Raw genomic sequence first — 11,216 nt, 5'->3', positions numbered from 1 at the left:
TGCCCAGGTGGTGAAATTGGTAGACACGCCAGCTTCAGGTGCTGGTGATCGCAAGGTCGTGGAAGTTCGAGTCTTCTCCTGGGCACCAAATTCAGATCAAACCCGCGAAAGCGGGTTTTTTCGTTTCCGGGGTTTGAAAACCTCCACCAGCAATTTCCCCCCTTCGGCGCACTTGAGAAGTTTTATCGTTTATCCTTGCAATGATTTGTTGCACTCAAGTGAGGAAAACCCCGGATGATGATCCGCGATACCCGTCTCAAGACATCCCTTCTGCGTGGCCTGACCATCACTCTGCTCGGCCTGACCCTACTCTCCCCCGCCGCCTATTCCGCCGACAAGGTCTCCCTGACCCTGTACAACGGCCAACACAAAGAAGTCGGCGATGAACTCGCCAAGGCCTTCGAAGCCAGGACCGGTATTCACGTCAACGTACGCAAGGGCAGCAGCAACCAACTGGCCAGCCAAGTCGTGGAGGAAGGCGACCGCTCCCCTGCCGACGTGATCTACACCGAGGAATCGCCGCCACTGAACAAACTTGGCGAGCAAGGCCTGCTGGCCAAGATCGATGCAGGCACGCTCGACGTCCTGCCCAAGGATTACGTGGGCCGTAACGGCGACTGGATGGGCGTGACCGCACGCACCCGCGTCGTAGCCTTCAACCCCAAACTGATTGCCGAGAAAGACCTGCCCAAGTCGGTATTGGATTTCGCCGGCCCCGAGTGGCAAGGCAAGGTCGGTTTCGTACCTACCAGCGGCGCCTTCCAGGAACAGGCCGTGGCGATCATCAAGCTGCACGGCCGTGAAGCCGCCGAAGAATGGCTGACCGGCCTGCGTGCCTTCGGCAAGGTGTACAGCAACAACATGGTCGCCCTGAAGGCCGTGGAAAACGGCGAAGTAGCCACCGTTCTGGTGAACAACTACTACTGGTTTGCCCTGAAGAAAGAAAAAACCAACCTCGACTCCCAACTGCACTACTTCACCGATGGCGATGCCGGCGGCCTGATCACCGTGTCTTCGGCGGCCGCGCTGAAGTCCAGCAAGCATCCCAAAGAAGCCCAGCAACTGCTGGCGTTCATGGCCAGCGAAGAAGGCCAGCGCGTGATTACCACTACCTCGGCCGAGTACCCGCTGCGCAAAGGCATGGAATCCAACCGCGGCCTCAAGCCTTTCAGCGAACTGCAGCCGCCGAAAGTCACGCCTGCCGACCTCGGCAACGCAGAAGAGGCCCTGGACCTGGAACGTGAGGTTGGCTTGAACTGATGAACCCATCGCGACCCACCCCCGCCTTGCGCGGGGGGTTCAGCCCACGCCGCAAGCGCCCTTCGATCTGGCTACTGCTTCCCGTCCTGCTACTGGTTGGCCTGAGCCTGCTGCCGCTGGTGTACGTCGGGCTGAAGGCCTGGCAGGCGGGCTGGGCGCAGGCGGTGCATCTGCTCTGGCGACCCTATGTGTTCGGGCTGCTGCGCAACACCCTGGCGCTGATGGTCGGCGTGACGGTGGCGTGCGGCGTGATCGGCCTGTCCCTGGCCTGGCTGCTGGAACGCAGCAATCTGCCAGGGCGCCGCCTCTGGGGCGTGGTCCTGTGCCTGCCGTTCGCGGTGCCGGCGTTTGTCAGCAGCTTCACCTGGGTATCCCTGAGCGCCCACTTCGAAGGGCTCGGCGGCGCGATCCTGGTGATGACCCTGTCCAAATACCCGCTGGTGTTTTTGCCAGTGGCCGCAACCTTGCGCAACCTGGACCCTTCCCTTGAAGAATCGGCCCGCACCCTGGGGCAGAATCGCTGGGGCGTATTCCTGCGCATCACCCTGCCCTTGCTGTGGCCGTCGCTGCTGGCTGGGGCACTGCTGATTGCCCTGCATATGCTGGTCGAGTTCGGCGCGCTGTCGATCATCGGCCTGCAAACCTTCACCACCGCGATCTACCAGCAATTCGAACTGGAGTTCAGCAATGCCAATGCCGCGATGCTTTCGGCGGTATTGCTGGTGATGTGCCTGACCCTGCTGTGGCTGGAACTGCGCGTGCGCGGCAAGGGCCGGCACGTGCGCATCGGCCAGGGCGCGGCGCGGCATGGGGAGCAGGTGCGACTGGGCAAGTGGGCGCCACTGGGCCAGGTGTATTGCCTGACGCTGGCGATCATCGGCAGCGGCATCCCCTTGGGCATGCTCGGCTATTGGCTGGCGGTAGGTTCATCGGCGGCATTTCCAATGGCCGAGATTGGTGAGGCATTGCTGTCCTCCCTGATGCTATCGCTGGGTGGCGCGGCGCTGTGCCTGGCGCTGGCCGTACCGCTGGGGCTGCTGGTGGTGCGCTACAAGGGCCGACTGGCAATCTGGGCCGAGCGCCTGCCGTACCTGTTGCACGCCCTGCCCGGCCTGGTGATTGCGTTGACACTGGTGTATTTCGCCCTGCATTACGTGCCGGCGCTGTACCAGACGTCGGCGTTGCTGCTGATCGCCTATGGGTTGTTGTTTCTTCCATTGGCCCAGGCGCCGATCCGTACAGCCTTGAACAAGGCGGCGCCGCAGCTGGAAGAGGCTGCGCGCACGCTGGGGGCATCGTCGTTCAGTGCGTTTTGCCGAGTGACACTGCCAATTATTTTTCCGGCATTGGGTGCGGCATTTGCGCTGGTGTTCCTGGACGCCATGAAGGAATTGACGGCGACGTTGCTGCTCAGCCCCACCGGGCTGAATACCTTGGCGACTGCCGTGTGGGCGCACACCTCGAATGTGGAGTTTGCGGCGGCGGCGCCTTATGCAGCGTTGTTGATAGTGGTGTCGGGGTTGCCGGTCTATCTGCTGACAACTCGGATGTACTTGAGCCGCTGAGATCGCTATCGGGGGCAAGTCCCCGATGAGGCCAGAACGGACGACGCTAAGCCCGGAACTGCCCCAGACTCGCCTTCAACTGCACCGCCAACCCATCCAGCACCTTGCCACTGGCGGTAGTCTCCACCACCGCCTGCGCCGCACGCTCGGCCTGGGCATGGATCACCTCGACCCGGCCTCGTACCGCATGGGCGCCCTGGGCCTGGTGCTCGGCGGCGCGGGTAGCCAGGCCAATCGCTGCATGCACCTGCTCCACCGAGGCCTGCACCGTCTGCTGCAAGCGCACGCTGTCGCGCAGCACCAGCAAACCTTCGTTGGCCTGGCGCCCGGCCTTGCCGATGGTTTCCACCGCCTCCCGCGCGCCCTGCTGCAACGCGACGATATGGGCCTGGATATCGCCGGTAGAGCTTTGGGTCTTGCTGGCCAACGCACGCACTTCGTCCGCCACCACCGCAAAGCCCCGCCCGGTCTCGCCCGCACGCGCGGCTTCAATGGCCGCGTTGAGCGCCAACAGGTTGGTCTGCTCGGCGATACCATGGATGACCGTCAGCACCACTTCGATCTGCTCGCTTTGCTGGGCCAGGCGCTCGATGACCTGGGACCCGGCCTGGACTTGCCCCGCCAGTGCCTCGATCAAACTGCCGACTTCGGCCGACGTGCGCGAGTTCTCGTCCGTCGCCTGACGAATATCCACCACCTGCTGCAACGCCGCCTGCATGGCGTGGCTTTCGGCCTGGGCCTCGTCGGCCATTTGCGACAGTGCGCGCAAACTCTCCGCCACCTCATCACGCTGCAAGCCAGCGGCCGCATCGGCGCCGGCATTGCGCAAGGTCATGGCGCCGATTTCCACGCCGGTACGCTGGGCCACATCGCCCGCCTCGCGCACGATGGGTTGCAACTTATCCACAAAGCGATTGACCGCCGAGGCCATGTCGCCGATTTCGTCCTTGCTGTTGATCTGCACGCGCTTGGTGAGGTCGCCCTCGCCTGCTGCCAGGTCATCCATGGCCGCGATAAGCAGTTTCAGGCGATTGACCACACGGCGGCCGAGAACCACGGCGATCAGCAGCAATACGCCGAAACCGACCACCGCCAGCCCCATGCCGATGCGCCAACGCAAGGTGCCGGCAGCCTCCTGCACGGCGTCGGTGGTGTTGACGGTCATCTGGGTCGCAGTGGCTTGTGCCGACTGCAGGCGAGCGCCCATGGCCGCCGCGCTATCCGCCGCGGCACCTTTGAGGCTGTCGCCGACCAACTGATCACCGCTGGCTATCAGTGCGGCAAAACGCTTGTCCAGCGCTTGCAGATCGGCCTCGACCGACGCGGTCGACACCCCCATGAGCACCTTGCCAATCTCCACGCCGTTAGGGCTGATGGACGCCTCGACGTAGAACACCGAAGGATCGTTCTTCGCGGCGTTCAGGACTTTGTCCAGGGCGCGATCGCCCTGGCCTTTTTCCAGCAACGCCTTGTTGATCGGATTTTCGCGATTCAGATAACGAGTCAGGTGCTCACCCGCCGCGTCGTCATAAACCACGAACAGCACGTTGGGATTGCGCTGGGCGCGTCGGGCAAACTCGGACAGCGTTGGCACATCGCTGTCCCACATGGCGCGGGGCGCCACCGAGGCCAGCAGTTGCGCCATATCGTTGGCGGAGTCTTGCAGGTCTTTTTCCAGGGTCGCACGCAACTGTTTCTGCTCTGCCTGCAGGCGCTCGGAAAGCCCGGCGGTCAGGCGCTGACGGGTACTGGTGGACAAGCTGTCCAGGCTCGACGTGACTTCCTTGCCGGCCTGGGCCAGTTCACCGGACAGCTTCTGGCTGTCGACGCCCAGGCGACTGCCCAAATCGGCCTCCAGCGCCGTGACCGTGCTCCGGGTGAGAGCGACCGCCACCAGCACTTGCACCAAAAGAGCGATACCTAGGGTAACGAACACCGGCCGCAACAGACGGCTTTGTAACAATGAGAGAACGGCAGACATCGGGAATCCCTCCACCACGGGTGCCATTAATTTGATAGCACCGCGAAAGAGAGAAACATAGCAAGGGTCGTGCCGCTTGGCATGCAGATACGACAAAGGGCTCCCGAAGGAGCCCTTTGCTTTTTACATCAATAGCTTATTAAGCGAACGGGTGACGCAGAACGATGGTCTCGTTGCGATCCGGGCCCGTCGAAATAATGTCAATCGGCGCACCGATCAGCTCTTCAACGCGCTTGATGTAGGCACGGGCATTGGCTGGCAACTCTTCCAGGGTCTTGGCACCCACGGTCGACTCGCTCCAGCCCGGCACTTCTTCGTACACAGGCTGCAGGCCCACGTAGCTGTCGGCGTCAACCGGGGCAACGTCCTTGCCTTCGGCATCTTTGTAGCCGACGCAGATGTTGATGGTTTCCAGACCGTCGAGTACATCCAGCTTGGTGAAGCAGATGCCCGAGATGCTGTTCACATCGATCGCGCGACGCAGGATAACGGCGTCGAACCAGCCACAGCGACGAGCACGGCCGGTGGTCGCGCCGAATTCGTGACCTTGCTTGGCCAGGTGCGCACCGACTTCGTCGAACAGTTCAGTCGGGAACGGGCCCGAACCTACACGGGTGGTGTAGGCCTTGGTGATGCCGAGGATGTAGTCCAGGAACATAGGACCAACGCCCGAACCGGTAGCGACGCCGCCAGCAGTGGTGTTGGAGCTGGTCACGTACGGGTAGGTACCGTGATCGATGTCCAGCAACGAACCCTGGGCGCCTTCGAACATGATGTCCTTGCCGGCGCGACGCAGGTCGTGCAGCTCGGCGGTCACATCCAGCATCAGCGGCTTGAGCAGCTCAGCGTATTCCTTGCACTCGGCCAGGGTCTTGTCGAATTCGATGGCTGGCTCTTTGTAGTAACCCACCAGCATGAAGTTGTGGTAATCCACCAGTTCACGCAGCTTGTCTTCAAAGCGCGGCATGTTGAGCAGGTCGCCCACACGCAGGCCACGACGCGCGACCTTGTCTTCGTAGGCCGGGCCGATGCCGCGACCGGTGGTGCCGATCTTCAGCTCGCCACGGGCCTTTTCACGGGCCTGGTCCAGCGCAACGTGGAAGGACAGGATCAGCGGGCAGGACGGGCTGATACGCAGGCGCTCGCGCACCGGTACGCCTTTCTCTTCCAGCTTGGTGATCTCGCGCAGCAGGGCATCCGGTGCAACCACGACGCCGTTACCGATCAGGCACTGCACGCCTTCGCGCAGGACGCCCGACGGGATCAGGTGCAAGACGGTTTTTTCGCCGTCGATGACCAGGGTGTGGCCAGCGTTGTGACCGCCTTGGTAGCGCACTACGGCGGCAGCATGTTCGGTCAGCAGATCAACGATCTTGCCTTTGCCCTCATCACCCCATTGGGTGCCCAGGACTACGACATTCTTACCCATAACACTTGTCCTCATTCGCGCAAACTTGGTGCCGGCGATGGCCGGCAGGAAAACTCAAGAAGCCAGTGGCGATACTTGCCAAAGCCCGTTCTGCAGAATCAATTGCCGGTCGCAGTCCGCTTCACGGGCGGCGGCCAATGGCTGCCCAGGCAATGCCTGGACAACACGCTGACCCTCACTGCGCAACTGGCAAACCTGCTGCCAGAGTGCTGCGTCCGTACTGTCGGGCATCCAGATGCCACCAGACGGCAGCTCGACCTCAGCACGCCCCAGGGTCACCAGGGTTTTCAAATCGGTGGAAAAGCCGGTGGCCGGACGCGCACGACCGAAGTCGGCGCCGATGTCGTCGTAACGTCCACCTTGGGCGATGGCCTGGCCAACACCCGGTACAAACACCGCGAACACCACACCGGTGTGGTAGTGGTAACCGCGCAACTCGCCCAGATCAAAATACAGCGGCAACTGCGGGAACCGCGCCGACAACCGCTCAGCAATCGCCAGCACGTCATCCAGTGCAGCCAATACCGGCGCCGGCGCCTTGGCCAGGCGTTCACGTGCAGCCACCAGCACTTCACGGCCACCACACAGGTTGACCAGTGCACGCAGCATCTCGGCCAGATCCGCAGGCACGCCAGCGGTCAAGGCGATGACTTCATCGATCGCCTTGCGCTGCAGGGCATCGAACAGCTGTTGCTCGGCCTCACCGGACAAACCGGCCGCACGGGCCAGGCCACGGTAGATACCCACGTGACCGAGGTCCATGTGGACATCTGGTACATCAGCCAGTTGCAGCATGGCCAGCATCAGGCTGATCACTTCAACGTCGCTGCTCGGGCTGGCATCACCGTACAACTCCGCGCCCAACTGGATCGGGCTGCGGGAAGACGACAAGGCACGCGGTTGAGCATGCAGCACGCTGCCGGCGTAGCACAGGCGGCTCGGGCCTTCGCGGCGCAGGGTGTGCGCATCGATGCGCGCCACTTGCGGCGTGATGTCGGCACGGAACCCCATTTGCCGGCCCGATTGCGGGTCGATGACCTTGAAGGTGCGCAGATCCAGGTCCTGGCCCGCGCCGGTCAGCAGGGATTCCAGGTACTCGATATGGGGGGTCACGACAAACTCGTAACCCCAGCTCTGGAACAGATCCAACACCTGGCGACGCGCTACTTCAATGCGCGCAGCTTCTGGTGGCAGTACTTCTTCGATGCCATCTGGCAGCAGCCAGCGGTCTACCGTTGCCATTACGCCATTCCCCTATGATCCGGGCGGCCAGCCCTCGGCCGAGCCTTGAGTGAAGCAGAAAATACCCGCCCCCTGCATAAACCACGCGCAAGAGCGACGTGACGAACGACCTGTTAACGGCCTCGTCGGGCACTTTCCTCGAAAAACCTGTCACGCCTGCCGAATCAAACATGCAGACGCAAAAAAGCCGGGAATTTCCCGGCTGCCGCATCATACACCCGTTTTCTGAAAGGATCACCCCGCCAGGCGTTTTAGCCGCCCGACGGAGTGCGCCCTACAAAATCACGGGCTGGTTACTTGGACTTTTCCAGGTAGCGGAAGAAGTCGCTGCTTGGGTCCAGCACCATGACGTCGGTTTTGTTCGCGAAGCTTTCACGGTAGGCACGCAGGCTACGGTAGAACGCGTAGAACTCCTGGTCCTGTCCGTAAGCCTTGGCGTAGATCGCCGCGGCTTGAGCATCACCATCACCACGGGCCTCTTCAGACTCGCGATAGGCTTCTGCCAGCAGTACACGGCGCTGACGGTCGGCATCCGCACGGATACCTTCAGCCAGCTCGTTACCCTTGGCACGGTGCTCACGAGCCTCACGCTCACGCTCGGTGCTCATGCGCTCGAACACGCTGCGGTTCACTTCCTTCGGCAAATCGATGGCCTTGACCCGAACATCGACAACTTCGATGCCCAGTTCTTTTTCCGCCATCGTATTCAACGAACGGGTGATATCCGCCATCAGCGCATCACGTTCACCGGACACCACCTCGTGCAGGGTGCGCTTACCAAACTGGTCACGCAGGCCCGACTCCAGACGGCGCGACAAACGCTCGTCGGCAATCTGCTTGAGGCCGGAGGTCGCAGTGTAGAAGCGCTCGGCATCCTTGACGCGCCACTTGGCGTAGGCGTCAACCATCACGGCTTTCTTTTCCAGGGTCAGGAAGCGCTGTGTCGGTGCATCCAGGGTCATCAGGCGGGCGTCGAACTTGCGCACCTGGTTGACGTAAGGGACTTTCACATGCAGGCCCGGCTGGACATCCGCCTGGACCACGCGACCGAATTGCAGCAGCACCGCTCGCTCGGTCTGAGCCACGATGTAGAAGCAGTTCCAGGCAGCGATGACCACGACGACGCCCACAATCAGGGCGGTCAGCGATTTATTGCTCATCAACGACTCTCCCTGGTACGTGTTTGCTGTTGCAGCAAGTCAGCGGCCGCACGGGCGCTCGCTTCATTGGCAGCGGCATTGGAACCGGTGGACGGTGCACTGGAGCTGCTGCGACCACCTTCGATCATCTTGTCCAGCGGCAGGTACAGCAGGTTGTTCTGCCCACCCTTGCTGCCAGTCACGAGGACCTTGCTGGTATTGCTGAAGACTTCCTGCATGGTGTCCAGGTACAGACGCTCACGCGTCACTTCAGGCGCCTTGCGATACTCGGCGACCAGCTTGGTAAAGCGATCCGCTTCACCCTTGGCACGGGAGACCACTTCGTCACGGTAACCGTTGGCATCCTCAAGGATACGCTGGGCCTGGCCACGGGCTTCCGGCACGACGCCGTTGGCGTAGGTTTCAGCCTGGTTGCGCGAACGCTGTTCGTCTTCACGGGCGCGGATCACGTCGTCGAACGCTTCCTGCACTTCACGCGGTGCCGCTGCGCTCTGTACGTTCACCTGGGTGACGGTGATACCGGTGCGATAGGTATCGAGGAACCGTTGCAGGCGCTCCTTGATTTCGCTGGCCATCAGTTCACGGCCTTCGGTCAGCACCTGGTCCATGGCGGTGGAACCCACCACGTGGCGCAGGGCGCTTTCGGTTGCGTGTTGCAGGCTGATTTCCGGCTGATCGACATTCAGCACGAAGTCCTGCAGGTTGCTGATCTTGTACTGCACGGTCAGCGGCACTTCGACGATATTCTCGTCTTCGGTCAGCATCTGGCCCTGCTTGGTGTAGGCACGCTCACGCGTGACGTTCTCCATGTACTTCTTGTCGATCGGCGGGAAATAGATATTCAGGCCAGGACCGACAGTCTCGTAGTACTTGCCGAAGCGCAGCACCACGGCTTGCTCCTGCTCGTCCACGACGTATACGGCGCTGTACAGCCATACGGCCGCCAGCACGACAAGACCCAGGCCCAGCAGGCCGTAGCCGCCGCCCTTGCTGGTGCGACCACCTTCATCACCACCCCGTTTTTTTCCACCACCGAACAACCCATTCAGGCTTTCCTGCAGCTTTCGGAAGGCCTCGTCGAGATCTGGTGGCCCCTTGCGGTCGCCATTATTGCGGCGCTTACCACCCCAAGGATCCTGATTATTCGAGTTGCCACCCGGCTCATTCCAAGCCATAGCGCTCTCCATCTGATAAAGCAAAGACGCACCCACGGCGCGCCGACCAATGCTACAGAATGCCTGCTACTGCGGCACAACCGCTTTCTGAGGCTTTTATTGCAAAGTGTGTTGTTCGATGAACTCTGTCGGTACTACGCCTTCACGGCTGACCAGCCGATTGAGCTCCGAGCGCGGCAATCGAACGGCCAGCAAGCTGACACCTTCTTCGTCGTGTTCTTCTTTCTGTACCGCGCCCAGCTCGAAAAACTGTGCACGCAGTCGAGCAAAACGCTGAGGCAAGCGCAAGGTGCCGACGAACAAATCGCTGCCGAGCAATTCGGCAATGGCTTGTTCAAGCAGCTCCAAACCACTGCCATCGCGCGCCGACAGCCAGACCCGCTGGGGCTTGCCGTTCTCGTCGCGCTGGATTTGTGGCTCAACGCCTTCAAGCAAATCGAGTTTGTTATAGACCTCGAGGATCGGCAAGTCCTGGGCACCAATCTCACCCAGCACGACCATCACCTGTTCAATCTGCAACATGCGATCCGGTTCGGCCGCATCGATCACGTGCAACAACAGGTCGGAATTGCTCGACTCTTCGAGCGTAGACCGAAATGCCTCGACCAGCTTGTGGGGCAGGTGCCGAATGAAACCCACGGTGTCGGCCAGGACAATCGGCCCCAGGTCGTCAATATCCAGACGGCGCAAGGTCGGGTCGAGGGTAGCGAACAGTTGGTCAGCCGCGTACACGTCCGATTTGGTCACGTTGTTGAACAGCGTGGACTTGCCGGCGTTGGTGTAGCCCACCAGCGATACGGTAGGGATATCGGCACGCGAACGGCCACGTCGCGATTGCTCGCGCTGGCTGCGCACCTTCTCCAGTCGGCCCTTGATCTGACGCAGGCGAACCCGCAGCAGGCGTCGGTCGGTTTCCAGCTGGGTTTCACCCGGGCCCCGCATGCCGATACCGCCACCCTGACGCTCAAGGTGAGTCCAACCGCGAACCAGCCGGGTGCTCATGTGGTCAAGCTGGGCCAGTTCTACCTGGAGCTTGCCCTCATGGGTACGGGCGCGCTGGGCGAAAATATCGAGAATCAGGCCGGTGCGGTCGATCACGCGACACTCGAATACACGTTCGAGGTTACGTTCCTGACTGGGCGTGAGGGTGTGATTGAAGATCACCAGATCGGCTTCTTCGGCATGGACCAGGTCGCGCAATTCCTCGACCTTGCCGCTGCCAATCAGGAATTTGGCGGTTGGCCGATGACGCGGCACGTTAAAAAACGCAACGGTCTCGGCGCCGGCCGAATTTGCCAACTCCTGAAACTCCTGCGGATCTTCGCGCGCCTCAGGGTCCTGTCCATCCAAGTGAACGAGGATGACTCGCTCACCACCACCGTGGCGCTCAAAGAACAAAGGAGA

At 61.6% G+C, this 11,216-nt stretch carries 8 protein-coding genes and 1 tRNA gene; 3 read left to right on the top strand and 6 right to left on the bottom strand.

Translation table 11 applies throughout. From position 1 onward, the window contains the following. Nucleotide 1 precedes the first annotated feature (1 nt). From Q8X51_RS22115 to Q8X51_RS22105, 3 genes are all read left to right on the top strand, one after another. Nucleotides 2-88 (top strand) — tRNA-Leu (locus Q8X51_RS22115). A 146-nt stretch (nt 89-234) separates the two neighbouring features. After that, nucleotides 235-1,260, top strand: coding sequence for an iron ABC transporter substrate-binding protein (locus tag Q8X51_RS22110; protein ID WP_065925621.1), 1,026 nt, complete (start codon nt 235-237; stop codon nt 1,258-1,260). After that, the gene (locus Q8X51_RS22105) at nt 1,260-2,825 is read left to right on the top strand and encodes an ABC transporter permease (RefSeq protein WP_407693588.1); all 1,566 of its coding nucleotides are present in this window, start codon (nt 1,260-1,262) and stop codon (nt 2,823-2,825) included. The genes Q8X51_RS22110 and Q8X51_RS22105 overlap by 1 nt, the downstream gene beginning before the upstream one ends. A 46-nt stretch (nt 2,826-2,871) precedes the next feature. Here Q8X51_RS22105 and Q8X51_RS22100 read toward each other — a convergent pair whose 3' ends face one another. From Q8X51_RS22100 to hflX, 6 genes are all read right to left on the bottom strand, one after another. After that, nucleotides 2,872-4,806 (bottom strand): methyl-accepting chemotaxis protein, encoded by a 1,935-nt coding sequence (locus tag Q8X51_RS22100; protein WP_407693587.1) that lies wholly within the window; start codon nt 4,804-4,806, stop codon nt 2,872-2,874. Nucleotides 4,807-4,945: 139 nt separating this feature from the next. After that, nucleotides 4,946-6,235, bottom strand: coding sequence for an adenylosuccinate synthase (locus Q8X51_RS22095; RefSeq protein WP_027604896.1), 1,290 nt, complete (start codon nt 6,233-6,235; stop codon nt 4,946-4,948). Between the two features lie 54 nt (nt 6,236-6,289). Then, on the bottom strand, nt 6,290-7,477 hold the full coding sequence (locus tag Q8X51_RS22090; protein WP_065940876.1) for an ATP phosphoribosyltransferase regulatory subunit: 1,188 nt from the start codon (nt 7,475-7,477) through the stop codon (nt 6,290-6,292). Between the two features lie 293 nt (nt 7,478-7,770). Beyond that, nucleotides 7,771-8,637, bottom strand: a complete 867-nt coding sequence (gene hflC, locus Q8X51_RS22085; RefSeq protein ID WP_010213607.1) for a protease modulator HflC — start codon at nt 8,635-8,637, stop codon at nt 7,771-7,773. Further along, entirely contained in the window at nt 8,637-9,812 is a 1,176-nt protein-coding gene (gene hflK / locus Q8X51_RS22080) for an FtsH protease activity modulator HflK (protein WP_065925625.1), read from the bottom strand. Before hflK ends, hflC begins: the two co-directional genes overlap by 1 nt. 96 nt (nt 9,813-9,908) lie before the next feature. Then, nucleotides 9,909-11,210, bottom strand: coding sequence for a ribosome rescue GTPase HflX (hflX, locus tag Q8X51_RS22075; RefSeq protein ID WP_027604899.1), 1,302 nt, complete (start codon nt 11,208-11,210; stop codon nt 9,909-9,911). Nucleotides 11,211-11,216: the final 6 nt, after the last annotated feature.

It is taken from the genome of Pseudomonas sp. Yb2C2 (assembly GCF_052112325.1).
GTDB classification, from domain to species: Bacteria; Pseudomonadota; Gammaproteobacteria; order Pseudomonadales; family Pseudomonadaceae; genus Aquipseudomonas; species Aquipseudomonas marginalis.
This window is presented reverse-complemented; position numbering and strand designations above follow the sequence as displayed.

Coding starts and splice junctions, on each gene's coding strand:
- hflC (WP_010213607.1), bottom strand. CDS start 8,637: ATGAGCAATAAATCGCTGACCGCCCTGATTGTGGGCGTCGTCGTGGTC.
- Q8X51_RS22095 (WP_027604896.1), bottom strand. CDS start 6,235: ATGGGTAAGAATGTCGTAGTCCTGGGCACCCAATGGGGTGATGAGGGC.
- Q8X51_RS22090 (WP_065940876.1), bottom strand. CDS start 7,477: ATGGCAACGGTAGACCGCTGGCTGCTGCCAGATGGCATCGAAGAAGTA.
- Q8X51_RS22110 (WP_065925621.1), top strand. CDS start 235: ATGATGATCCGCGATACCCGTCTCAAGACATCCCTTCTGCGTGGCCTG.
- Q8X51_RS22105 (WP_407693588.1), top strand. CDS start 1,260: ATGAACCCATCGCGACCCACCCCCGCCTTGCGCGGGGGGTTCAGCCCA.
- Q8X51_RS22100 (WP_407693587.1), bottom strand. CDS start 4,806: ATGTCTGCCGTTCTCTCATTGTTACAAAGCCGTCTGTTGCGGCCGGTG.
- hflK (WP_065925625.1), bottom strand. CDS start 9,812: ATGGCTTGGAATGAGCCGGGTGGCAACTCGAATAATCAGGATCCTTGG.